The sequence below is a fragment of the uncultured Roseovarius sp. genome (assembly GCF_947489715.1).
GTDB lineage: Bacteria > Pseudomonadota > Alphaproteobacteria > Rhodobacterales > Rhodobacteraceae > Roseovarius.
The window spans coordinates 37977-60795 of record NZ_CANLER010000003.1 but is presented as its reverse complement, the minus strand read 5'-3'; the positions used below and the strand labels follow the sequence as shown (position 1 = coordinate 60795).

The window sequence follows — 22819 nt, the reverse complement described above, 5'->3', positions numbered from 1 at the left end:
GAATTCATGGGGGCGGAATGAAGCCTCTGTCAGCAGCACGCATCCGCCAGCTCGGCCGCATTCTTTTTGCAACCGCCATTTTCCTTGCATCGGCCAAGGAACGTCTGGTCAGACAGGTAAAAATCCACAAACGCATCCTCAAATTCGGCCGGAACAGACTTCTCCGCCAGACCTGTCTGCATCAAATGCGCCTGCCATGATTTCAGCTTTGGGCGGTCCCCAATGAAGTCGTAGCCTGTGTTTTTTTCGATGATCGCTGCCCGGTGCAACAGGACCAGCCACGCCACATCGACCATGCCAATCTCGTTGCCACCAAAGAACCGCGTATCGCAGAGCTTCGCTTCGATCCGGTCAAAGGCAACGTCCAGCTTTGCTGCACGTTCGGAAAGGGTTGCTTTGTCCGCACTGCGCTGCGCGCTGCATTGAACCAGATAGTTCTTGGTCGCCAGATAAGCCCATGCGCGATTTGTCGCTTTTTCTTCGGGGGACAGCCCGGGTTGCAGGGCTGGATATGCCTCTTCGAGATACTCAACGATGGCATCGCTTTCAAACAGGGCCTGACCGCCATCGGTGATGAGAACCGGCACCTGACCATTGGGTGAGATGTCGAGAAACCACTGTGGTTTGTCCTGCAAGCTGATGAATTCGATCTCGTAGGGCAGGTTTTTCGCTTCGAGCAGTGCGGCGACGCGTTGGACGAACGGGCAAATTTTGAAACTGACGATCTTCATGGCATATCCGATTTGTTCAGGCAAAGGGCTGCAGGGTTGTTTGTGGTGAGTCGAAGGTGTTATATGGATAACTATTCAACATTTCAAGAGAGGTTGAAATATGAATGAGGAAGATGCGATTGCGATGCTTGGTGCTCTGTCTCAGGAAATGCGTCTGCGCATCATTCGTTATCTGATCGGTTGCGGCGAAGGCGGCGCTGCGGCTGGTGAGATCGCCGAGGCCATGGAGGCGATATCTTCGAAAGCATCCTTTCATCTGTCAGCATTGGAACGCGCTGGCCTGATAACTTCGGAACGGCAGTCGCGAAAAATCATCTACCGGGTAAGCTTTCTCGGGTTGGGCGGGCTTCTCTCGTTCATTCTCAACGATTGTTGCAGCAATCACCCCGACATCCGGGAACATTGCGGCCTGCCAAACTTTGAGTGCTGAGACTCAAAGCTTGGCAATACAAGCTTCATCCTATTCTACCTTGCCAGGCAGGCTCAGATCCCCGGACGCGATGTCGAAAACATCGGTCACGCGGAGCAGGGGCGCGTGGACATTGACATTCACCCGCAATGCGGAGGTGACACCGTCATAGGTGACACCAGCAAGCTCAACATCACTGGCGAAACCCGCGTTCACCGTGACTTCCGGGCCGTCGAATAACGGCGTGAAGCCGGGGCTGTCCAGAAAGATCGGGAATCCTGGCCAGGTCGCGGGCAGTTTCGGCGTGCTGCCCTCTGGGATGTCGCGCACCGCCAAGGCGCCCGGGCCACATTCCTCGGTCGGGGTAAGGACAACCCAGTGGCTAAGGTGACCGGTTCTCAGAACATTACGCGCACCGGTTTTTCTGGAGATGAGCAAGCAGATCTGATGGTTCATGGCGGCGCCGAGAAAGCCATCCACCATTATGCCAGCGATCATTATGACGCGTGGCAATCAGAGAGTCACATGGCCGCCGATACCTAGCCCGGCGGCCTTTGGCGAAAACATCTCCACCAGAGGATTGACCGAGGATAATCTTTGCATCGGCGATATCCTGACGCTTGGCACCGCTACGGTTCAGATCAGCCAGGGCCGCCAGCCTTGCTGGAAGCTTGGCCTGCATACGGGCAATGAAAAGATGCCTTATCTGTTTCAGAAAACGGGTCGGACAGGGTGGTATTACAGGGTGTTGGAGCCGGGAACCGCTGCACCCGGGGATTTGATATCACTGTTGGAACGGCGTCATACTGATTGGAGTGTCAGGCGCGTCACCCGGGCTCGTTTGACATGGCGCATAAGTCCGCAAGAGGCTGAGATTCTGGCAAACACCAAGGACCTAGCACAGGGCTGGCGCAAGGCTTTCGCGCGCATGGCAGACGGAATTAGCGAAGAAGACACTAGCACGAGGTTGGGGACTTAGCCGGCTTCTGATACAGAGCATTGATCTGCCTCAACCGCACCCATAGTTTGTGATGGCGGCCATTGCAGCGATCAAGATAATCAAGATCGCATAGCAGCGTTTCAGCGCCTTTTGATCGATCGCTTACGATCCAAAAGAGAGTTCCAAAACAAACTCCTGAAGATCGTTAAGCAAGACTTGATCAGCATCATGCGCCAGACGTATTGCGTCTTGCAGAGCGTCAGGTTTCAGAATTGTTGACTCCGCGGATTTTGAAGCCTTTTCAATACTATGGGTAAGACTCTGGCACAGAATTGCCCGACAATTTTCAAACTTGGAGATAAACTCATCTACCTTAAGCGTACCATCATTAGAAGTTAAGGCCACGAGCTCCGCTTCAGGAGTGGTGTCGTGCAATGCCTCTGCTGACTTGCCTTCAACCCTATTGTACAACTCAACATCCATGCCAATCATCTCAACAATTCGGTTAGCTATGGGTACACGGCCCCCCTGTGATTCGATCTGCAGAAATCGAACAGGAATGTTGTTTAGCATTGCGGATAGTTTTCCAGGGGCACTGCGCATGCTCCGGACGATCTGGACAGGATCTTTTTGTACCGGGAACGGTGTCCAAACCGTCCCGTATGTAAAGAGATTTCCGGACACACGACCTCTGGGCCGCAGAATCTCATGGCCAGCGTCCCTCATGACCTCTCCAACAACAGCGCCACAAAACTGTCTGGCTGCCTGATCCGATCTAACTATCGGAAACAATTCCTCAAGCTCATGCACAGCAGCTGTGATTGCTGGTAGGCCAGCGCGTGATAGCGCTGCATATTCCACATACTTTTTAGGGCTACTCAAGAGGCTCTCTAACCCCTTACCGAGCTTGGTCTTTCGGAGTTCGGTAAATCTGGAATGCATCTTCATCCTAACTGCACATATTGACACGTTACATATTTTAACATTATAAATCGAGCGACACGGTAAATCAACGATAGTTCTAAATGGGAGAATGACATGTCGGCCTTGGAACCAGCAATTTACATTACAACTGCTACTGCATCAGGAGGGCGTGCAGGACGTGTGTCCACTGCCGACGGTACACTTGATCTCGATCTTGTCATGCCATCTGCAGTCTACGACATGCTACCCGAAGAAATGCAGGAAGCGCCCGCCTCTTCTGACCGCGCGCGGGTCGACCCCGAAATGCTTTTTGCGGCAGGCTATGCAGGCTGCTTCATTTCAGCACTTCGGTATACAGCTCTCAGTATGGGTGTTGATGCTTCAAAGGCCTCTGTCGCATCAAGCGTCGCACTCAAGCCTGGGTCAGATGGTGCGGCATTCAAGCTGGGTGTCCGCCTGGAAGTTGACCTGCCCGACATCAACAAAGAAACCGGGCAGAAAATCGTCGATGGCGCTCATAAGATTTGTCCCTACTCTGCCGCAGTCAGAAACAACATTGACGTTGATTTAGCGCTGAAGTGACTGTTGGAAGGTGGCATCAACCTTGGCTGACCTGGCGACGGAACGCTGCCAGTAACAACCGTCATGGTTGATACCACCTATCTGCAGGCACACCGGACCGCGGCTGGGATGAGTGCCAAAACCAATGGGAGGCAATCCCGATCATGCTTGCGATCGTCGATGCCTAAAATACAACGATCTATTGGATCGCGCGACACCCAGGAAACGAATGGCCGGATTTAGGTTTCTGTCCTTTTTGTAAAGGTTCTGGAAGACCGGTGGCTTCCTTTCCGAACAAAGAGAGGACTTCAGTACCTTGCCGCATTGCGCGGCAGTCGGGTGCAGACCTCGTCCGCCCCATCCGCACTTGTGAATCGGACAGAAAATCTCGCTGCGGCAAGCATGAATGGCGGGTTTTCACGCCGCGCAGCGGCGCTGAAAATAATGCAGCTGCAGCAATTTTCCTGCTGCGAGCGCTTGCAGCGAAAATTCGACGGGTCCGTTGTGGGCTCAAACTTGGCTTTCAATGCGTCAGTTGCCAAAGCCTGCTTTGGCTGAAAGTAAACTGGAAGGTTGTGAAAAAATTACCCATGAGTGGTATTAAAGGAGGTATGTACGTAATTCAGAAATTTTAAAAAACTAAATATCAATAGCTTGCAGCAAAAAATATGGATGACCCTCTGTCCGCCACCCACCCCAATCTCTGTCAGCAGTCTGCCTTTTGCCCTGTGTTCTCCCGCTTTTTCGGGGGTCGAGTAGAGCGAAGTTTAGTTCGAAAACGCTTTGCTCGATCAGAGCCGAGAAAATTCAGAAAGTTAGCAAATCGCCTAGAGTTCGCTGGGTGTTCCCGCGTGCCGCTGTGTTAGTAGAGACTGGTTCGCATAGGTCTCCCAGCACCGCCACTAAGGCAATTTTGGAACGACACATAGTTTTGCCATTTGGCAGCCATACCTACACCAATTAGGGCTCGTTTGCGTAAGTTTGGGTGTCAAAACTTGTTTTACTTCGTGACTGTGCGTCGGACTGCCTTTTCGATCAGCCATACCGGCTCATGATCAAGTCAACGGCACTTTCGACGATCTCAGTCATTTCCGCTTCGCTGACAACCGATCCGCTGAACAGCATCGGCCAAAAGGCCTTTGCCTTGATCAACCCGATGAATTCCTGCCCGGCAACCACCGAATCTTCGACGTTCAGCTGACCATCAGCACTGGCATCTTCGATCATCCGCACAAAGGTTGCTGTTTTGTCGACCTTTCCTTGTGCCTCTTCGGCCAACGCCGGATTGCGCAGGGTTTCGCTTATGATCATGCGTGCCATTGCCATCACGTCCGGACGCATCAAAATCCGCCCCTCTGCCCAGGCTAACTCCAAGAGCTGTGTGCGAATATCTCTTCCTGTAACATAGCGTATATCCTGCATCTCGGCAAAGCGACCGGCCAGCTCCATCACGATCGACCGGAATAAATTTTCCTTACTTTCGAAGTGCTTGTAAAGCGTTCGTTTGGAGACTGAAGCCCTCGCTGAAATGCGATCCATGCTGGCATAAGCGTACCCGTTCTCCTGAAACTCATCGACCGCAGCTTCGATGATCTGGGCGTTCTTGCACGCACTGGGAGAGTTACTGTCCACCATGGTCCGAGCCTTAAATCATGCGGGTGCGTAGCCGTCAAACCTGAGTGTAAACTTATGAGTTTACATTGGTGTGTCTTGATCCTACGGTAAACGCACTAGTTTACACCTAAGCCTTTTCTCTTTTTCTTCGGAGGTATGTTGCATGGCGTTCACGCTGAAACTGAATGGCGAGACCAAGATGGTCGATGCCGAACCAAGAACCCCACTGTTGTGGGTGATACGGGATGACCTAAAACTGACTGGCACGAAATTCGGATGCGGCGTGGCCTCCTGCGGGGCATGTACCGTGCATCTAGATGGCTTGCCGTCACGCGCTTGCCAGACCTATGTGGAAGACGTCGATGGCGTCGAGATCACGACAATTGAAGCCATGGCCGACAACCAGATCGGCGCGGCGTTACAGCAAGCCTGGGTCGAATTGGATGTTGTCCAGTGCGGCTATTGCCAGTCCGGGCAGATCATGTCTGCGGCGGGTCTTCTGGCTGAAAACCCCAAACCAAGCAGCGAAGAGATTGACGATTACATGTCCGGCAACGCCTGCCGTTGCGCAACCTACCAACGTATTCGCGCCGGTATTCACCGCGCCGCAGAAATCCTGGAGGGCTGATCGATGACACTCACATCCACCCGCCGCAATTTCTTGAAAGGGGCCACCGCCACGGGCGCGGTTCTGTTCGTAGGTATCCGCAATGATGGCACGCTCGCATCCACGTCGGGCACTGGCGCGCGGTTCAACCCGTTCGTCAAGATCGACGCCGATGGCAAAGTCACAGCCATCGTCAAGCATTTCGAAAAGGGTCAGGGCCCTGCAACTGGCCTGCCGACCCTGATCGCCGAAGAAATCGGCCTGCGCATGGACCAGATCGAATATGAATTCGCGCCGTCTGATCCGGCGGTCTACAATAACCTTCTCTTTGGCCCCTTTCAGGGCACCGGCGGATCGACTGCCATGGCTAATTCCTGGATGCAGTACCGCCAGGCCGGGGCCGCCGCGCGCGAGATGCTAATTTCCGCAGCCGCTAAAGCCTGGCAAATCGACACTGCCGCGATCCGCATCGAAGAGGGGATGATCCTGGCTGATGGTCAATCCGCGCCCATTGCTGATTTCGTTTCCGCCGCCGCAGAACTGGATGCTCCGACAGAGCCGCGCCTGAAGGACACGTCAGAATTCCGCCTGATCGGGAACGAGACCACACGCCGCAAGGATTCGGTAATCAAGGGCAACGGCCAGGCTCTCTATGCTATGGATCTGCACCTGCCGAACCAGATGGTTACGGTCATCAAACGTCCAGACTCCCGTGGCGGTCAGGCCCTCAGCTTTGATGACGCTGCCGCGAAAGAGGTGAAAGGGTTCATCAGTGCGGCCGTTTTGCCCAATCAGGCTGGTGTCGCGGTTTATGGCGAAAACACCTGGTCAGCGATCCAGGCGCGCGACGCACTTGAGGTCGAATGGGACATGTCTGCAGCTGAGACACGCAGTTCTGATGACATCAGGGCCGAGATCATGGCCGCATTGGAGGCCGAGCCGGTCTATAACGTTAACAAGGCCGACGCGGCTGCGGTCAGTGCGGCCATAGATGGCGCCGCCACCGTGATCGAAAAGACATTCTATTTCCCGCTTTTGGCCCATGCCCCGATGGAGCCGCTGAATTGCACCATCGAACAGACCGCTGAAGGCAATATCGTTCTGCACGACGGGTGTCAGATGCCCACGGGGCCACATCTGGCCTATCAGCAAATCTTTGATCTGCCTCAAGAGAAAATCCAGATCAACACGATGTTGGCTGGTGGATCATTCGGGCGTCGTGCCACGCCGGACGCAGATTATCAAGTTGAGGCTGCGCTGGCTTTTGTCGTTACTGACAGGTCGCGTCCGGTCAAACTGATCTGGACGCGCGAAGACGACATTCGCAGCGGCTATTATCGCCCGGCGTTTGGTCACAAGGTACGCGTTGGTCTGGATGGCGCGGGCAAGATCGTCGGATGGCAGCACCAGATCGCAGGTCAGTCGATCATGAAAGGCACGGTGTTTGAATCCATGATCGTGCACGATGGTGTTGATCACAGCTCGGTCGAGGGGGTTGCTGACAGTCCTTACGCCATTCCCGGCATGGCGGTTGGCTTGACCGATACGCCAAAGGCCACGTCGGTCTTGTGGTGGCGCTCTGTCGGTCACACGCACACGGCTTATGTGATGGAGGTGATGATGGACATGGCAGCAAAGGCGGCGAATAGCGACCCGGTCGAGTTCCGCCTTGCGCATCTGACAGATGTTGGCAGCGCGGACCAAAGCCGCAAAGCGCAGGTGCTGAAACTCGCCGCTGAAAAGGCGGGTTGGGGCAACGCGCCGACTGGACACACTCAGGGTATTGCCGTGCACAAATCCTTTGGCTCTTACGCCGCGCAGGTGGTCGAGATCTCGGGTGATCCGTCATCCGGTATCAAGATTGAAAAGGTGACCTGCGCCGTGGATTGCGGCATCGCCGTGAACCCGGACATAGTGCGTGCGCAGATGGAAGGTGGTATCGGCTATGGCTTGGGTCATGCGATGCGTGATCAGATAACGCTGACCGATGGTGTGGTTGATCAGTATAACTTCCCCGATTATGAGCCCTTGCGCATCGGTGATATCGCCGCGATCGAGGTTCATATCGTGCCCTCAGCCGAGGCTCCGACAGGCGTTGGGGAACCTGGCACCCCACCTTCAGCACCGGCCCTTGCGAACGCTCTCGCAAGTCTCTCAGGTTCGTTGGTGACTACGCTTCCGATGCAGGAAAACGGCGTTTTATTCGCATGAGGCAAGTCTCCCCGCGTTTTTTGGTAACCCTATGGCGCGGGGAACTTAATCGCTAAGCACGAAATTTTCTCAGTCTCGGAGCACTGGAAACGCTGCGGCAAGCTTGTTTCTGGCAGGTGAAAATCGACTATAAGGAAAGTCCAAATCTCCAAGCATGAACGTTTGTTTCGGGGAAGGAATGGTACTACACAAAAGTGGTGAATTTCTCTTTTGGGTGGCGATTTACGAGATACTGCCACGAGTATTGGTTTTCTACTGATCTGCCAGAGAATAAGAACGGATCATCGTCTGACGTCGTTGGCAGTATCGTTCCAACTCTCTCCGTCGCCGTCAGATTCAGGACATAAACTGCGCTGAGGATGACTTCTTCATAGTTGCGAACTTTCCCGTAGAAGTCAGCATAGCTCGTGCGCCAAGTGAATGGCGCACGCACGACTTTTACGGCTTCAATGCTTGAACGACCCAGTTAGACCAGGAAGTCGCCAGAATCCAGATGGTTCAACTGTGTGTGCATGAGTGTGATCCAGCTGTCTTCGCCCGTCTCGATCCGCACATGGCTGCTTATCTGTGTGGCTGCCAGTTTGATGTCGCGGAAGCTGTCGAACCCATCGACGTTTCGCAAGTCGATCTTCTCATGGGCCGTCCTGGCGTTGAAATCCATGATCCTGTCGCGACCGTGATCGTTGGAGAATACAAAACGGTCATTGTGCAGGCCGCCTCTCAACAGGTCATTACCGGCACCGCCGTCCAGAACATCGGCCTGATTGCCACCGATCAGGCGGTCGCGGCCATTCCCGCCCTGCAGGTTGTCGCGGCCCAGATTTCCCCAGATGACATCGTTGCCCTCTCCGCCTAGCACCGCATCGTTGCCTCGCCCACCATTAAGCTTGTCTGCTCCGGTACCGCCTCTCAGTATATCGTTACCCTGGCCGCCTAAGAGGGTATCATTGCCAGCATGGCCGTTGAGCGTGTCGTCACCGTCGGCGCCCGCTATCCTGTTGGACGCACCTGTGCCGTTCAGAACCTGGTCACCGCTGTCATCAGGCGGTGGGGGCGGGGGGTTTGTTGCACGACTGTCGATCCGCAACGGTGCATCTGTGCGGGCAAAATTTTGCGTGACGAAAATCCCGTCCCAGCCGTTATAGTTCCCGCGCTCTATCCCAATCCCGATGACCTCGCTGTCCGGATTCAGAATGTTGGCGCGGTGGCCAGGGCTGTTCATCAAGCCCCTATGCAGATCGATAACATCATCCGCCAGCCCTGGCTGTCCGCGCACACTTTGCCAGGCGATGTTCTCTGCCGAAAGCCAGTTGCCGGAGAAATCGAAATTCGCATCCTGCATCCGTTCGCGGGGAGACGATCCGCCAACGCCGGTATGGCTGAACCGGTCGGTATTTATCATCCACCGGCTGTGATCCTCGGCGGCGTCGTTGAGCCGCAATTCTAGCCGCAATGGGTCGAGATTCCGCGAAGTACGTTCAGCGTTGATCAGATCCAGCATTTGCCATTCGAGGGAGCTTGCTTTTGACATGGTAGAATCCTCTTTCCCGTTGTTTGCATCTCAGAAAGCGGTAGAGGGACGAACGACGCATGGAAAGATGGATGGCACACTGACCATTTAGAACGGCAGCAAGCCGCGTAAATTTCGAAAAAAGCCGCCGATTGTCGGCGAGTGCTTGCCGAACGGAGCGAGGCACACCCGACTATCTTTCTATACTGTGGCTGACATTACTTTCGTAGGTGCTGACAATTCCAGAAAAGAATGCGAGTTGATTTTGTTTCCGCGAATTTGAACCTCAATCAATCCTCTCTACTATAAGAGAGAACACTTTGTATCAGGTGCCAGAGGGAGGAAGTGTATCCTATTTTACTGGCGATACAGATTGCCAATTTCAAAGAAACTTAGTTGCGCATAGAGAGTCACCAGTTTGCCTGCACTCATGTTTGCAAAATGCTGTAGCTCCACGATAAATCCGGTTGTATTCTGGCGCGCCCCCGCGTAATTACCGCATTACCTCGGGGTGCGTGGGCTACTGCGCTGAGATGCTTTCACAAAGTGAACCCGTAGAACCTGAACCGGCTAGAACCGGCGGAGGGAAGGCAAGCGGTTTCATCCATCCTTACCCTCTCGCGTGCCAATGGAGGATGATATGAAACATCTGCTAATTGCTGCGGGACTTCTGAGTGCAACTTCGGCCATCGCTGCCGATCAACCAGAACTGACCGTATATACCTATGACAGCTTCATCTCTGACTGGGGTCCCGGCCCTCAGGTCGAAGAGGCGTTCGAGGCTACATGTGACTGTGATCTGAATCTTGTCGGCGTTGAAGATGGTGCAGCACTTCTTTCTCGCATCCGGCTGGAAGGTGAAAATTCGGACGCCGACATCGTGCTCGGGTTGGATACCAATCTGATCACGGCGGCTAAGGAAACCGGCCTCTTCGCTCCCCACGCAGTCACCGCTGAATATTCGCTACCCGTTGAATGGGCAGACACCATATTTGTGCCCTATGATTGGGGATATTTCGCTTTTGTTCACAATGCCGGTGCCGCCGCGCCCGCCAACTTCCGTGAGCTCGCTGACAGCGATATCAAGATACTCATTCAGGATCCGCGCTCATCGACGCCTGGTCTTGGTTTGCTGATGTGGATTAAAGCTGCCTACGGCAACGAAGCCTCAGTGATTTGGGAGGGCTTGTCAGACAATATCGTGACCGTCACCAAGGGATGGTCCGAGGCATATGGTCTGTTTCTGGAAGGTGAGGCCGATATGGTACTCAGCTACACCACTTCGCCCGCCTATCATCTGATTGCCGAGGAAGACGACAGCAAAGCGGCTGCGGTCTTTGATGAAGGTCACTACATGCAGGTCGAAGTTGCCGCGAAACTGGCCGCTACCGATCAGAGCGACCTTGCCGATCAGTTTTTGGATTTCATGGTTTCGGACGCGTTCCAATCGATCATTCCCACCACCAACTGGATGTATCCCGCTGTAAATCCTGCCGCTGGCCTGCCTGCCGGGTTCGACACGCTGGTCACGCCAGAAAAATCGTTGTTGCTGGATTCCGATCATGCCGCAGCGGCCCGTGATCAAGCGTTGAGCGAATGGCTGGGCGCGCTCAGCCAGTAAATCCGTGGCCTGGGATCGGCGCCGCGATTCTAGTCGCCGCGTTGATCCTTGGCACGCTGGCCGCAGTTGCCTTGCGTGCTGAGACTGGAAGAGGCCTTGGTCCAGCAGATTGGTCTGCGCTTCGGTTCACGCTGATGCAGGCGGTGCTTTCAGCGCTGTTTAGCGTTGGTTTGGCCGTACCCGTTGCCCGCGCATTGGCACGCCGTCGATTTCCTGGCCGGCGGTTGCTAATTGCATTTTTGGGGGCGCCTTTCATTCTGCCTGTGATTGTCGCCATTTTTGGCCTTTTGCAGGTCTTTGGCCGGTCTGGCTGGGTCTCGGACCTATTGAGCTTTTTCGGTCTGCCTCCAATACAAATCTACGGGTTGCAAGGGGTTGTGTTAGCCCATGTGTTTTTCAACTTGCCACTGGCCACCCGGCTGATCTTGCAAGGGTGGCAAGAGGTGTCGTCAGAACGCTTTCGTCTTGCTGCACAATTGGGCTGCGACGGACGTGCAATGTTCCAGCTGATCGAGGGACCGATGCTGGCTCGGGTTTTACCCGGGACGCTGGCTGTGGTCTTTGCCATCTGCCTGACCAGTTTTGCGGTGGCATTGACACTGGGGGGCGGTCCCCGCGCCACGACGATCGAATTGGCTATCTATCAAGCTTTCACCTATGATTTCGATCTTGGGCGCGCGGCGCTTTTCTCTGCCCTACAGCTTGTGCTGACCGCGGCAGCGGGTTTTGCTGCCCTGCGATTTGTGCGCGACGATGGGTTCGGCAGCGGGTTGGACCGCGCCATACGTCGTTGGGATGGGGCCGGGTGGGTACCGTGCTTTGGCGACGCTCTCTGGATCTTGTTGGCCATGCTTTTCTTGCTATTGCCACTTCTGTCTGTGGTTCTGTCTGGATTGGGCGGTTTGGCCCAGATGCCGGTGCAGGTTGTCCGCGCTGCGGTTGTTTCAATAGTCGTTGCCGGGTCTAGTACAGTACTGCTTCTGTTGTTGGCGCTGCCAATGGCCTCCGCCATCGCCAGCGGCAGAAAGGGTCTGGTCGAAATCAGTGGTATCCTGGGTCTCGCCGCATCGCCTTTGGTCATCGGCACTGGACTTTTCATCCTGATCCGCCCGCTGGCCGATCCAACTGCGCTTGCCCTGCCGGTGACCGCGGCGGTGAACGCCATAATGGCGCTACCTTTTGCGTTGCGAATCCTTGTGCCTGCCGCTCGTCAGACAATCGCGCGTTACGGGCGATTGGCGCTTTCTCTAGATATGGGGCACCGCATCTTTTTTCTGCGTGTTTTACTTCCCCGGATGCGCCCGCAAATCGGTTTTGCGGCCGGGCTTGCGGCGGCGCTCTCAATGGGTGATCTGGGTGTCATCGCGCTTTTTGCCGATGCTGAGATTGCCACGCTGCCGCTACAGCTTTATCGCCTGATGGGTGCCTATCAGATGCAGGCCGCTGCTGGGGCGGCGCTGTTGTTACTGGTACTGGCGATGGGCGCGTTTTGGCTTTTGGACCGAGGAGGGCGCTGGCATGCTGAAGCTTGACACGGTAACCATCGCAAATGACGATTTCACCCTGCGGGCCAATCTCACGATTGAACGCGGCAGCAGTGTTGCTATCATTGGACCTTCCGGGGCGGGCAAATCGACATTGCTTGAGGCAATTGCGGGCTTTCGATCTGTGCCTCAGGGACACATTTCTTGGAACGGCGACAACATTAGCGATCTTCCGCCGGGCAAGCGCCCCATCGCAATGCTTTTTCAGGATGGTAACCTTTTCCCCCACCTGACGGCCCGGCAAAATGTCGGCTTGGGCCTGCGCTCCAATGGACGGCTGTCGATATCTGAGCAGGAAGAGGTTGGGGTTGCGCTGGCTCGTGTCGGTCTTGCCGACAAAGGCAATCGGAAACCGGCTGAGCTGTCGGGAGGCCAACAAAGTCGCGTAGCGTTGGCACGGGCGCTGGTGCAACGACGCGACCTGCTTTTGCTCGATGAACCCTTTTCGGCTCTTGGGCCGGCGCTTAAGGCTGAAATGTTGGATCTGGTGGCCGAGCTTAGGTTCGAGACTGGGACCACTTTGCTGATGGTCAGCCACGATCCGCAGGATGCACGCCGTATCACTGGTCACGCACTGCTGGTTGCGGATGGCCTGGCGCATCCGCCTGTTGCGACGACCAAGCTACTTGATAATCCCCCGCCGGCATTGCGGGACTACCTTGGTTAAATGTTTGCCTTATGGCGACATCACAGGTCAGTCTTACGATTGGCTTTGCTGAAAATGATTGGGGAAGAGGCCCGCGATGAAACGCAGAACGATCGAAACTGCAACTTCCCGAGAAAAGGCATTAGCATTCGTCAGATAATCTACCCACATGCCTTCAAGTAATACCAGTAGTCCGAAAGTTGCGTCGCGCGCGAGGGCAGAATTTTCCGCCTCGCCATATTCCTGTGCAATCTTCTTGAAAGCGGAATGTAACGTGTCGCGCAGACGTTTGTCGCGCGTGCTGCTGTAAAGAGCGATACCATCGTTCGAGTTAGCCGCCCCGCGAAAGGCATGCCAGATTCTAGTTGAGCGTTCGTTCATAAGTGCTTCGCTTAAATCTGCCTGAATAACCGCTGTAATCACATCTTCCGGGCCGCTCGTGGCTTGCTGAACGCGGTGATCAAGCTCATCGAAGTATTCCTGCCCGAAAGATTTTGCCGCCGCTGCAAGTAGCTGGTTTTTGCCACCAAAATGCAAGTGGATCATGCCGCGCGAGAGACCGGCCCGCTGGATAATCTTGCTGACGGTCGTATCGGTAATGCCAATTTCTGCAATGGTGTCCAGCGTTGCCATGATCAACGCGCGCTTACTGCTTTCCGGGTTGCGCCGCGCAGGCCTTTTTGCCGCGGAGTTATCCAGATTTGCGCCGGAAGTCTTCAATCTAGTGATCTCCCTCTAGGTTCGAAAAGGTCTGTTTTGCAGAAAGGTTGACACAAGAGGATCGCTTAGGCAATATTTAATGGACGATCGTCCATTAGCGATGAACTGGCAAACCTGACAGGGGATTTCCTGTGATCCACTTGAGAAGCGAAGCAGCGAAGGGAGTTTCATTGAGCGCGCCTGCGACGCTCTATGTCGGCTTTCTTGTGGCGGCGCCGTTGGCCATTCTGGTTGCCTATTCCCTTTGGACCCAAACCTATGTTTCTGTCGACCGGACCGCGACGCTAGCAAATTATCGCGAAGCGTTTTCTGACCCGCTTGTGCGACACCTGATGATCCGCTCTGTCCTGATCGCGGGGGCAGTTACGGTTGTGACGGTCGCGCTGGCCTATCCGATTGCTTATTTCATCGCCCTGAAGGCCGAACGAAAAACGCTTTGGCTGTTGCTGATCACAATCCCGTTCTGGTCCAGCTACCTGTTGCGCGTATTCGCATGGAAATTGATCCTGGGTTTCAATGGCGTGCTGAATTCAGCGCTGCTGGGGCTGGGGTTGATTGATGAACCGCTTACTTTTCTTCTTTACAATGAATTCGCCGTTGTTCTGACACTGGCCCATGCCTGGGCGCCCTTCGCTATTTTGCCGATCTATGTTTCATTGCAGAAGATTGATCCCAGCTTGCTGGAGGCAGCAACAGATCTGGGTAACAGCACGGTGCAGCGGTTCCTGCGCGTGACGCTACCTTTGACAATACCAGGCATCATTGCTGCCTGTCTTATTATCTTCATCCCGACTGTCGGGGATTATGTGACGCCGTCACTGGTGGGTGGGTCGGATGGCAAGATGATTGCCAATCTTATTCAGGTTCAGTTTGGCGCAGCCAACAACTGGCCATTGGGCGCGACGCTATCTTTGCTGGCCATGATGTCTGTCGGGTTTGTCGCCATACTTTTCGTGCTTTCGGCAACCGGATTGGGGAGGCGCATCAGATGACTCGCCCATCCGGCCTAATGGTCTACGCGTTTCTCTATCTGGCATTTCTCTATCTGCCGGTTTTGTTCCTGCCTCTGTTTTCCTTCAACGATGGCACTATCGTTGCCTTTCCGATCAAAGGCTGGACTACGGAATGGTATCGGCAGTTGGGCGGGCAGGAGACGCTGATTCAAGCGCTGGTAAACAGCTTGGTGGTCGGCGTCGTCACTGCGCTGTTGGCGACGTCGATGGGCCTTTTTGCAGCACGAGCCTATGTACGGTACCGTTTCCGTGGCAAAGAGGCGTCTGAAGGGTTGGTGATGTTGCCGCTGGTGATTCCTGGGATCATCGTGGCATCTTCGATGCTGGTCCTCTTCATCTCGATCGGCATCAAGCCGTCACTTATGGCGGTCACGTTGGGGCATACGTTTCTGGCGCTTCCCTTTTCTGTGTCGATCATGAAATCGGCCTTTGATGATTTTGATGTCTCGTTGGAAGAGGCGGCATTTGATCTGGGATCAGGCGTTGTCGAAACCTTCCGCCGGGTCACGCTGCCGATTGTGGCTCCGGGGATCGTGGCCAGCCTGCTGGTAACGTTCACCGTCAGTTTTGATGAATTTGTGCTGGCGTTCTTCCTGTCAGGCAATCAACCCACCCTGCCGGTCTATATCTGGAGCCAGATCCGTTTCCCTGCCAAATTGCCGAACACGCTGGCGCTTGGGTCGCTTCTGTTGCTTGCCTCGGTGGCGTTGCTGGTTGTGGCCGAATATTTCCGCCGCCGTTCCTCGAAATCGTCGATATGAGGCGCAATCCATGACCAAGAAAAACATTATCCAGCTACAGGGCATCGAAAAACGCTTTGGTAAGTTCGTTGCGGTTTCGGACCTTAGTCTGGATCTGCATGAGGGGGAGTTTTTTTCGCTTCTGGGTCCGTCGGGCTGCGGGAAAACGACGGCACTTCGCATGATTGCCGGATTTCAGGAACCAAGCGCTGGCAAGGTTATCATCGACGGTCAGGATATGGAGGGCTTCCCTGCCAACAAGCGCCCCACAAACATGGTGTTCCAAAGCTATGCGATTTTTCCGCACCTGAATGTTGGTAACAATGTTGCCTATGGTTTGCGTAACCGCGGAATTTCGAAATCCGAGATTGATGGCCGCGTCAGTGAGGCATTGGAAATGGTCGAGCTTGGCGGGCTTCAATCGCGCGGCGCGACAGAGTTGTCGGGGGGGCAGCGGCAGCGTGTGGCGTTGGCCCGAGCCCTTGTCATGCGGCCCAAGGTGCTGCTGTTGGATGAGCCTCTCTCGGCGCTCGACAAGAAACTGCGCGAACAGATGCAATTTGAAATGCGCCATCTGCAACAAGAGCTTGGGATCACCTTCGTGATGGTGACCCATGACCAGTATGAAGCAATGACAATGTCGGACCGGATCGGTGTCATGTTTGACGGTCGCCTGGTTCAGGTTGACGCACCGCCGACGCTTTATGCGAAGCCCTGCAATAAGGAGATTGCCAGTTTCATCGGCGAAATGAACTTCCTACCGGCGCGGGTGATCGGGGAAGAGGGTGATGGCTTAACGATCTCGATCCCGTGCTTTGGGAACATGAAGATTGATCGAAATCCGAATGTTGCGCAAACAGGGCGCGATATCGAGATCGGCATCCGACCTGAACAGCTGGAAATCTCTGCACAAAAACCAGAGAATTACGACGGGACTGTGCAGGGCAAAATTCGCGATGTCGCCTTCTATGGCGAAAACGTTCACTACCATGTGCAGGTTGATGGCATTGATCGTCCAATCGCTGCCTCGGTTCCCAATTATTTTCACACTGTAGATCATCGTCCGGGCGATCCGGCTTGGCTTGGTGTGCAAAGCGCCTCGGTCATCGACTTGGGCCAAGATCAATCCAAAATAAAATAGGGAGAAAACCATGAAATTCACGAAAATGGGGGCACTGAGCCTCTCTACGGCACTGACGGCAAGTGCTGTGCTGGCCGATGGCGCCGCGCTTAAGGTCTTTGACTGGTCGGGCTATGAGGACCAGGGATTTTTTGGCGCTTATATGGAAAAACATGGAGCGGCACCCACCTATACGTTCTTTGGCAGCCAAGAAGAGGCGTTCACCAAGTTGCAATCGGGTTTTGCTGCTGATCTGGCACATCCTTGTTCGGATGCGGTGCGCAAATGGGTGGCGGCCGATCTGATCCAGCCGCTTGATCCGTCCAAGTTGACCAATTGGGACGCGATGCTGCCAGAGATAAAGAATGTCGATGGCATCGTGATCGACGACAAGATTTACATGATGCCCTTTGAATGGGGCAATACCGGCCTGATCTATCGTACCGACATGATTGCCGATGACCAGATATCGCTGCAGTTGCTGGCCGATCCTGCCTACCAAGGCAAGATTGCCATCCCGGATGCCGCGTCAAGCGCTTATGCGCTTGCATCCTTGGCGACGGGAAATGCAGCCGACTATACCAAGCTAAATGACGAACAATTCCAAGCGGCCTCGGATTACCTGCGTTCGGTGCATCCTAACATCCGGTTTTACTGGTCGGATGCAGGGCAGATGGATCAGGCGATGGCCAGTGGCGAGCTGGAAATGGGCTGGGCCTGGAACCAATCCGAGTTGAACCTGATCTGGAACGAAACCCCCGCGAAAATGATGCGTGATGTGGACAAGGGCATTGCCACGTGGGTGTGCGGGTATGTGCATCTGAAATCTTCAACGACGCCGGTGGACCAGATTTACGATCATCTCAATGCACTGTCAGATGCAGCCAGCGGTAAATACATCATCGAAAGCTGGGGGTATCCCCATGCCAATGCCGAGGCTTACCAGATCTCGGATCAGGATTTGATTGCACAATATGGCTTTGATGACCCCAAGGCGTTCTTCGAAGGTAGCCTGTTTTTTGATGCGGTCGATCCGGCACTTGAGGCCAAGATGTTGAAAGAGTTCGAGCGGATCAAAGCCGGTTTCTGATGTCAGATTCCGGGGGTGATACTGCGCCCGGAACCATTCCACAAAAAGGCGTGCTCATGTCTGAGGCGACTAAATATTCTGTGTTGTTCGAACCGATCCAGCTTGGCCCCGTGACGGCGCCCAACCGCTTTTATCAGGTGCCTCATTGCAATGGGATGGGACATATCAGGCCACAGGCCGAAGCGGCAATGCGCGGTATCAAAGCCGAGGGCGGTTGGGGCGTTGTCAGCAATCAGGAAACGGAGATCCATCCGACGTCCGACCTGTCGCCATATGCGGAAAATCGCCTTTGGGATGCGCGTGACGTACCTGCGCTTCGGTTGATGACCGATGCGATACATGACAAGGGATCACTTGCTGCCATCGAGCTGGCGCATAACGGGAACCATGCACAGAATCTGCAAAGTCGGGCGCCGGTTCTGGCAGCATCCGACATGTCGGTTGATTTCCCTTTTCCCAAGCAGGCTCGCGCTATGGACAAGGCGGATATTCGCAATTTCCGTCGTTGGCACCGTGAAGCGGCGCTTCGGGCGCGTGATGCGGGTTTCGATATCATCTACGTCTATGCGGGGCATCACATGACGCTGGCGCAACATTTCATGCTACCGCATATGAACCAGCGTAATGACGAGTATGGCGGCAGTCTGGAAAATCGCGTGCGTCTGACGCGTGAATTATTGGAGGAGACCCACGAAGCAGTGGGCGACACCTGCGCTATTGCCTTCCGTTTTGCAGTGGATGAAATGCTGGGGGCGGATGGTATGCAGGCCGTCGAGGAAGGCCGCGCGGTTGTCGAGATGCTAGCCGAACTGCCGGATATCTGGGACGTGAATGTCGCTGGATGGGACAATGATTCAGCCACGACGCGGTTCCAGCCACAGGACGGGTATCAGAACGATTACATTGGGTTCGTCAAATCCATGACCACCAAACCCGTGGTGGGTGTGGGGCGGATCACATCCCCGGATATGATGGTTTCGATGATCCGCAAGGGGATCGTCGACTTGATCGGTGCGGCGCGGCCTTCCATTGCAGATCCCTTCTTGCCGCTGAAAATCGAGCAGGGACGTATCGACGAAATCCGCGAATGTATTGGCTGCAATATCTGTGTCATGGCCGACAACCTCGGCGCGCCCATTCGTTGCACCCAGAACCCGACCATGGGCGAAGAGTGGCGGCGCGGCTGGCACCCCGAACAGATCGCGCCCAAGGCCGATGAGAATGAGGCGCTTGTGGTTGGGGCCGGACCGGCCGGGCTGGAATGTGCGATGCAACTGGCGCGCCGCGGATATCAGGTCACGCTGGCCGATGCGGCGGATGAACCGGGTGGGCGCGTCTTGCTTGAAAGCCGGTTGCCGGGTTTGGGCGCCTGGATGCGGGTTGCCGATTACCGGCTGCAAGACCTGCGCCAACGAGCGAATGTGCAGATCTTTGCGCAGAGCCACCTTGGCCCGGATGAGGTACTGGAACTGGATATTCCCAATGTCTTTGTGGCAACCGGATCGCATTGGCGCAAGGACGGGGTCGGCAGCAACACATTGCGCAAGCCGCCCGAAATCCATGCGGGCGCGGCGATCATGACGCCCGATGACATCATGGCCGGCATGTCTCCTCCAGGCGGGCCTGTTGCCATTTATGACGATGATCACGCCTATATTGCCGGAGTTCTAGCCGAGAAACTGGCGCAGGACGGGCGCGACGTCACCTTTGTCACGCCAGAGAGCCTAGTGTCGACTTTCACCAGCTTGACGTTGGAGCAGCACCGCATTCAGGCGCGTCTGCTTGAGCTTGGGGTCAAGATAATCTGCAATCACGTGCTGGCAGCAATCGAGCCGGGCAATATGCAGATTTCCTGTGGATTTACCGGGCAGCAGAAAGACGTTCGCTGCAATTCGGTACTATTGGTCACAGAGCGCACGCGCGAGACACAGCTTTATGACGCTCTGAAAGGCAAGGGCCTGAATACACTTGAACTGATCGGTGATGCTGCTGGCCCGGCTCTGATAGCCGATGCCGTCTATGCTGGTCACATGGCTGCCCGCAACTTTGAACGTTCACAAGCGGATATTGATCAAGATTGGTTCCGCCGGGAGATCGTCTCTCTTGAAGAAGGAGGTTTGCAATGATGTCGCGCCCCGATGAAATGGATGACCTGATGGCGCAGCACAGGCAGGGCCATGCCTTGCCGCGCGGTTTTTATACGTCTGACGCAATTTTTGACTATGACATTGCAACTGTCTGGAACCGCAACTGGATCTGGGTCGGGCATGAAAGTCAGATCCCTGAACCCGGAGATTACTTTCTGTTCGATTACGGCCATGAATCGCTGATCATCGTACGGGATCGTGAAGGAGAGGTGCGCGCGCATCTCAATGTCTGCCGGCACCGTGGGTCGCGCGTCTGTACCGAAGATAGCGGGAGGGCACGGGTCTTTGTTTGTCCCTACCACGCATGGACTTATGAATTGTCGGGTGAATTGAGGGCGGGCCGTGAGATGGGCCCGGATTTCGATCCTTCAAAATGGGGATTGCTGCCCGCGCAGGTAATTGTGTTTCAGGGGCTGATCCTGGTTTGTCCCAGTTCGGATGCGCCGCCCCTGGACACGGCGCTAGCCCAGCTTGCCCCCCTGACGGCCCCCTTCGGACTAGAGGATCTTAAGGTGGTTCATACGGCAAGCTATCCCGTTCCTGCCAACTGGAAGCTGGCATTGGAGAACTATCTGGAATGCTATCATTGCGCACCTGCACATCAGGAATATTCTCGCTCGCACACATTGAAATCGCCGCAGCAAATGGAGGCCTTGCTTCCTGACATGTGCGAACGTGCCGTTGCAGCCGGGCTACCAGATCAAACGCTGGATTTGACCGGGGAAGCCGCGATTGCCCATGGCGCCGAGGTTTTTTACCGGCGTTATCCTCTGTTCGATGGGTATAAGACTGGCAGCAAGACAGGTGCGCCACTGGCACCGCTTCTGGGCAACCTGACCGGCTTTGACGGTGGGGCGACTGATATCGTGATGGGTATTTTGAATTATCTGCTGATTTATTCAGATCATGTCGTCGGATACCGTTTTGTGCCTCGCGGTGTCCAGGAAACCGATATTCAGGTGGTTTGGATGGTGCGGAAGGACGCTCAGGAGGGTCAGGATTTCCAGATCGAAGACCTGACATGGCTTTGGCACGTCACATCACAAGATGACGAGCGCATTATCCGGCACAACCAGTCTGGTGTAAATTCGCATTTCTTCCAGCCCGGACCTCTGGCCGAAATGGAATGGGCCATTAACGATTTTTACGAGTGCTACAAAACCATGACGAACTCGACCGCATGATCAGAAATATCTGACCTTAATTATATGCTCTGAGAGAGGAGCAAAGATGACCCGAGTGAACGACTTCACCGCCATACGGGAATGGGACAACCAAAACTTCGTTCATCCCTGGGAGGGAATGGAGAATATTGGCAGCAATCACCGCACATTCACCGAAGCCTCCAGCGGGATTTATGTCACCACCGAAACCGGCAAACAGCTGATCGACGGCCCGGCGGGCATGTGGTGTGTACAAGTCGGTTACGGGAATAGCGAGATCGCAGACGCCATTGCGGAGCAGGCGCGGAATTTGGCATATTTCTCTCCCTTCAACAATGCAAACTCAGTTCCTGCGCGTCTTGCGCATGAGATTTCCAAGCGCACGCCCGGAGATCTCAACCATGTCTTTTTCACAACCGGTGGGTCGACCGCTGTCGATACAGCTATTCGGTTCGTCCATTTTCGCAATAATCTGCTGGGGCGGCCAGAAAAGAAAATCGTTATTTCACGGCAAAAAGCCTACCATGGGTCGACCTACTTGGCGGCCAGCGTCAGTGGAAAGGAGCGCGATAAGGGATGGCTTGATCAGGCCCAAGAGCTTGTCTATTTCCTGCCAAACGTAAACCCTTACATCCGACCCGAAGGAATGAGTGTTAAGGATTTTCTCGATGAGAAGGTCGCAGATCTGGAGCGGGCAATCCTCGAAATCGGTTCTGATAAGGTTGCCGCCTTCATCGCCGAACCGATCCTTGCCTCCGGCGGCGTCATCGTGCCGCCTGAAGGTTATCATAAAAGATGCCTGGAAGTTTGTCGCAGACATGACGTTCTTTATATTTCCGATGAGGTTGTTACCGGTTGGGGCCGGCTAGGACACTGGTTTGCCTCTGAGGATGTCTTCGACATTGTACCGGATATCATTACAACCGCGAAAGGTTTGACCTCGGGTTACGTACCAATGGGCGCCTGTATCATTTCGGATGCGTTGATTGATAGTGTGTCTGGCAGTAATTCCAAAGGTGCTACGTTTTCAAACGGATATACGTATTCCGGTCACCCCGTTTCAGCCGCTGCTGCGCTGAAAAATATCGAAATCTTCGAGCGAGATAATATTTTGGATCATGTCAGATCCGTTTCGCCTCTTTTTCAGGAACGGCTGCATGCCCTTCGGGAGCATCCCATTGTAGGCGATACGCGGGGAATGGGGCTGGTTGGCTGTGTCGAGTGCAATATCAAAGCAAACGAAGGCAATGTTCTTGAACTTGATCGGGCCATCGGCGCTCGCATTGATTATCACTGCCAGGAGTTGGGTTTGATCCTTCGGCCAAACATCAACATGTGCGTCTTCTCACCGCCCTTGATTATCTCAGGGGACCAGATTGACGAAATGTTTGACATAATGGAGGAGGGGATCAAGCGCACGACTGTCGAATTGGCCAACGAAGGGATTTTTGCAGAATAGCAAGCTGCTGCATTCTAAGCCACCACTCGAAGCTTCCACCAAGATGGAT

At 54.7% G+C, this 22819-nt stretch carries 22 protein-coding genes, 1 pseudogene and 1 riboswitch; of the genes and pseudogenes, 17 read left to right on the top strand and 6 right to left on the bottom strand.

Annotated features, from left to right (window positions below):
• Positions 1-29: 29 nt before the first annotated feature.
• Positions 30-731 carry a glutathione S-transferase family protein gene (locus Q1B27_RS09820; protein WP_299846981.1) on the bottom strand — a complete coding sequence of 234 codons (702 nt, stop codon included), beginning with the start codon at positions 729-731 and terminating at the stop codon, positions 30-32.
• A gap of 100 nt (positions 732-831) precedes the next feature.
• Between Q1B27_RS09820 and Q1B27_RS09815 the strand changes: the two genes are divergently transcribed.
• Positions 832-1161, top strand: coding sequence for a metalloregulator ArsR/SmtB family transcription factor (locus tag Q1B27_RS09815; protein ID WP_299846979.1), 330 nt, complete (start codon positions 832-834; stop codon positions 1159-1161).
• Positions 1162-1191: 30 nt separating this feature from the next.
• Here Q1B27_RS09815 and Q1B27_RS09810 read toward each other — a convergent pair.
• A pseudogene (locus Q1B27_RS09810) lies at positions 1192-1524 on the bottom strand (hypothetical protein); the annotation flags it as partial.
• Positions 1525-1527: 3 nt separating this feature from the next.
• Here Q1B27_RS09810 and Q1B27_RS09805 point away from each other — a divergent pair.
• Positions 1528-1683 (top strand): MOSC domain-containing protein, encoded by a 156-nt coding sequence (locus Q1B27_RS09805; protein ID WP_367181346.1) that lies wholly within the window; start codon positions 1528-1530, stop codon positions 1681-1683.
• A 37-nt stretch (positions 1684-1720) separates the two neighbouring features.
• Positions 1721-2119, top strand: coding sequence for an MOSC domain-containing protein (locus Q1B27_RS09800; RefSeq protein ID WP_299847660.1), 399 nt, complete (start codon positions 1721-1723; stop codon positions 2117-2119).
• 123 nt (positions 2120-2242) lie between these two features.
• On the opposite strand, the gene Q1B27_RS09795 is transcribed toward Q1B27_RS09800, so the two are convergent.
• Complete coding sequence (locus Q1B27_RS09795) at positions 2243-3028, bottom strand: hypothetical protein (RefSeq protein WP_299846977.1); 786 nt, start codon at positions 3026-3028, stop codon at positions 2243-2245.
• 90 nt (positions 3029-3118) lie between these two features.
• Here Q1B27_RS09795 and Q1B27_RS09790 point away from each other — a divergent pair, with 90 nt between their 5' ends.
• Together Q1B27_RS09790 and Q1B27_RS09785 are read left to right on the top strand one after the other, a co-directional pair.
• Positions 3119-3586 carry an Ohr family peroxiredoxin gene (locus Q1B27_RS09790; protein ID WP_299846975.1) on the top strand — a complete coding sequence of 156 codons (468 nt, stop codon included), beginning with the start codon at positions 3119-3121 and terminating at the stop codon, positions 3584-3586.
• Positions 3587-3843: 257 nt separating this feature from the next.
• Complete coding sequence (locus Q1B27_RS09785; protein WP_299846973.1) at positions 3844-4200, top strand: hypothetical protein; 357 nt, start codon at positions 3844-3846, stop codon at positions 4198-4200.
• Between the two features lie 400 nt (positions 4201-4600).
• Here Q1B27_RS09785 and Q1B27_RS09780 read toward each other — a convergent pair whose 3' ends face one another.
• On the bottom strand, positions 4601-5200 hold the full coding sequence (locus Q1B27_RS09780) for a TetR/AcrR family transcriptional regulator (RefSeq protein ID WP_299846971.1): 600 nt from the start codon (positions 5198-5200) through the stop codon (positions 4601-4603).
• 142 nt (positions 5201-5342) lie between these two features.
• Between Q1B27_RS09780 and Q1B27_RS09775 the strand changes: the two genes are divergently transcribed.
• The gene (locus Q1B27_RS09775; protein ID WP_299846969.1) at positions 5343-5807 is read left to right on the top strand and encodes a (2Fe-2S)-binding protein; all 465 of its coding nucleotides are present in this window, start codon (positions 5343-5345) and stop codon (positions 5805-5807) included.
• A 3-nt stretch (positions 5808-5810) separates the two neighbouring features.
• Positions 5811-7997 carry a xanthine dehydrogenase family protein molybdopterin-binding subunit gene (locus Q1B27_RS09770; protein ID WP_299846967.1) on the top strand — a complete coding sequence of 729 codons (2187 nt, stop codon included), beginning with the start codon at positions 5811-5813 and terminating at the stop codon, positions 7995-7997.
• Positions 7998-8463: 466 nt separating this feature from the next.
• Here Q1B27_RS09770 and Q1B27_RS09765 read toward each other — a convergent pair whose 3' ends face one another.
• Entirely contained in the window at positions 8464-9528 is a 1065-nt protein-coding gene (locus Q1B27_RS09765) for a CAP domain-containing protein (protein WP_299846965.1), read from the bottom strand.
• A gap of 476 nt (positions 9529-10004) precedes the next feature.
• A riboswitch (TPP riboswitch) is annotated at positions 10005-10112 on the top strand.
• Positions 10113-10147: 35 nt separating this feature from the next.
• Between Q1B27_RS09765 and thiB the strand changes: the two genes are divergently transcribed.
• The 3 genes from thiB to Q1B27_RS09750 are packed head-to-tail and all read left to right on the top strand — an operon-like array spanning position 10148 to position 13339.
• Positions 10148-11128, top strand: coding sequence for a thiamine ABC transporter substrate binding subunit (thiB, locus tag Q1B27_RS09760; RefSeq protein ID WP_299846963.1), 981 nt, complete (start codon positions 10148-10150; stop codon positions 11126-11128).
• The gene (locus tag Q1B27_RS09755) at positions 11104-12660 is read left to right on the top strand and encodes a thiamine/thiamine pyrophosphate ABC transporter permease ThiP (RefSeq protein ID WP_299846961.1); all 1557 of its coding nucleotides are present in this window, start codon (positions 11104-11106) and stop codon (positions 12658-12660) included. Before thiB ends, Q1B27_RS09755 begins: the two co-directional genes overlap by 25 nt.
• Positions 12647-13339 (top strand): ATP-binding cassette domain-containing protein, encoded by a 693-nt coding sequence (locus Q1B27_RS09750; protein WP_299846958.1) that lies wholly within the window; start codon positions 12647-12649, stop codon positions 13337-13339. The genes Q1B27_RS09755 and Q1B27_RS09750 overlap by 14 nt, the downstream gene beginning before the upstream one ends.
• Positions 13340-13372: 33 nt before the next feature.
• Here the strand turns inward: Q1B27_RS09750 and Q1B27_RS09745 are convergent, their stop codons facing one another.
• On the bottom strand, positions 13373-13951 hold the full coding sequence (locus tag Q1B27_RS09745; protein WP_299846956.1) for a TetR family transcriptional regulator C-terminal domain-containing protein: 579 nt from the start codon (positions 13949-13951) through the stop codon (positions 13373-13375).
• Between the two features lie 257 nt (positions 13952-14208).
• Here Q1B27_RS09745 and Q1B27_RS09740 point away from each other — a divergent pair, with 257 nt between their 5' ends.
• From Q1B27_RS09740 to Q1B27_RS09710, 7 genes are read left to right on the top strand one after another with little or no spacing between them, the layout of a single operon-like run.
• Positions 14209-15030, top strand: a complete 822-nt coding sequence (locus Q1B27_RS09740) for an ABC transporter permease (RefSeq protein ID WP_299846954.1) — start codon at positions 14209-14211, stop codon at positions 15028-15030.
• A complete protein-coding gene (locus tag Q1B27_RS09735) occupies positions 15027-15812 on the top strand; it encodes an ABC transporter permease (protein ID WP_299846952.1) in 786 nt (261 codons plus the stop codon). Before Q1B27_RS09740 ends, Q1B27_RS09735 begins: the two co-directional genes overlap by 4 nt.
• Positions 15813-15822: 10 nt before the next feature.
• Positions 15823-16932 carry an ABC transporter ATP-binding protein gene (locus Q1B27_RS09730; protein WP_299846950.1) on the top strand — a complete coding sequence of 370 codons (1110 nt, stop codon included), beginning with the start codon at positions 15823-15825 and terminating at the stop codon, positions 16930-16932.
• 10 nt (positions 16933-16942) lie between these two features.
• Positions 16943-18001, top strand: coding sequence for an extracellular solute-binding protein (locus Q1B27_RS09725; protein ID WP_299846949.1), 1059 nt, complete (start codon positions 16943-16945; stop codon positions 17999-18001).
• 56 nt (positions 18002-18057) lie between these two features.
• Positions 18058-20127 (top strand): FAD-dependent oxidoreductase, encoded by a 2070-nt coding sequence (locus Q1B27_RS09720; protein ID WP_299846948.1) that lies wholly within the window; start codon positions 18058-18060, stop codon positions 20125-20127.
• Entirely contained in the window at positions 20124-21332 is a 1209-nt protein-coding gene (locus Q1B27_RS09715) for an aromatic ring-hydroxylating dioxygenase subunit alpha (protein WP_299846947.1), read from the top strand. Before Q1B27_RS09720 ends, Q1B27_RS09715 begins: the two co-directional genes overlap by 4 nt.
• Positions 21333-21378: 46 nt before the next feature.
• Entirely contained in the window at positions 21379-22770 is a 1392-nt protein-coding gene (locus Q1B27_RS09710) for an aminotransferase (RefSeq protein ID WP_299846946.1), read from the top strand.
• Positions 22771-22819: the final 49 nt, after the last annotated feature.